General features: G+C 44.3%; 2 protein-coding genes. Both read right to left on the bottom strand.

Annotated features, from left to right (window positions below; all coding sequences use genetic code 11):
• The coding region (locus tag HMPREF2726_RS08730; protein ID WP_070603028.1) for a DUF4189 domain-containing protein at positions 1-466 on the bottom strand (466 nt) is incomplete at its 3' end.
• Positions 467-491: 25 nt separating this feature from the next.
• Positions 492-1,004 (bottom strand): DUF4189 domain-containing protein, encoded by a 513-nt coding sequence (locus tag HMPREF2726_RS08725; RefSeq protein WP_003755611.1) that lies wholly within the window; start codon positions 1,002-1,004, stop codon positions 492-494.
• Positions 1,005-1,362 lie beyond the last annotated feature (358 nt).

Genomic DNA, 1,362 nt, shown 5'->3' with positions numbered 1-1,362 from the left:
CTCCCCTATCTTGGCAATTTTTTAAAGCTGCCTGTTCTACAGTACCTTGTGCTCCTGCCACATCAGATAAAACAAATCTGTCTTTTGTTTTCCCTTCTGCCGCTGCCATACAACCGTTCCTCACCCATGTAATAACTTTACAAGGCGTATTGCGACTGCCTTTTTGGCATTGTTTTATGGCTTCACGTTTTGCCGCCTCTAGGGAATTCTGATTTACCGCACCGGCAAGATGCCCTGCTTTCTGACTGTAAGCAAATGCTCCGAATTTAGGCGGCACAAAAACATCGTGATAGATAATTTTTTTAGGAGGTGGGGCGGTATTACCCGAAGAGCAGTTGGGATTGTACCCATAGCTGCATAATGCGGGATCATTCTGTAAAGCCCCGTTTGTCACATCATATGTCGGATTGGCAATAGAAATATTTGAAACCATTAATCCGAATATCATCAAAAACAGTTTTTTCATTGCATCATCTTCCTTTAAATACCAATCACGGGAGAGCACATACTTCAGGCTGAATAATTCTACAGTCTACACCTCCCCTATCTTGGCAATTTTTTAAAGCTGCCTGCTCTACAGTTCCCTGATTACCTCCTGCTTGGGTTACAAGAAATCTGTTCTTAACCTTTCCTTCTGCTGCTGCGAGACAGCCGTTTCTGACCCAGACAATAACTTTACACGGCGTATTGCGGCTGCTTTTTTGACACCGTTTGACTGCTTCCTGTTTTGCTGCGTCTAGAGAATTTTGATTTACAGCGCCTGCAAGAATTCCTGCTTTCTGACTGTAAGCCAAAGCCCCGAATTTTGGAGGGATGACCACATCGTGATAGATGATTTTCTTAGGGGGAGGGGCGGTATTGCCCGAAGAGCAGTTGGGATTGTACCCATAGCTGCATAATGCGGGATCATTCTGTAAAGCCCCGTTTGTCACATCATATGTCGGATTGGCAATAGAAATATTTGAAACCATTAATCCGAATATCATCAAAAACAGTTTTTTCATTGCATCATCTTCCTTATTTTTCTTCAGGTTTTCGGGTTCGTCTGATTAAGACGGTCGCCGGATGGTTATTGTTGGCGTAGGGTTGGTTTGGCATAAAGCTTGAAACAGGTTTTCAGACGACCCGTAGCGTGGGCTTTGCCCGCGAGATAAATGCCGGAATGGATGCCCATTCGGCTGTTGTCTGATTTGAATTGTCAGGTGGTAGATTTCGTGGGCAAAGCCCACGCTACGGACTGGGTTTATTCCTAGCCCGTTGGTTAATAAAAGGTCGTCTGAAACTTTTCAGACGACCTTTTGATTATCAGTAATCACGGGAGAGCACACACTTCAGGCTGAATAATTCTACAGTCTACACCTC

Origin of the sequence: Neisseria sp. HMSC074B07, assembly GCF_001810355.1 — a bacterium.
GTDB lineage: Bacteria > Pseudomonadota > Gammaproteobacteria > Burkholderiales > Neisseriaceae > Neisseria.
This window is presented reverse-complemented; position numbering and strand designations above follow the sequence as displayed.

Coding starts and splice junctions, on each gene's coding strand:
- HMPREF2726_RS08725 (WP_003755611.1), bottom strand. CDS start 1,004: ATGAAAAAACTGTTTTTGATGATATTCGGATTAATGGTTTCAAATATT.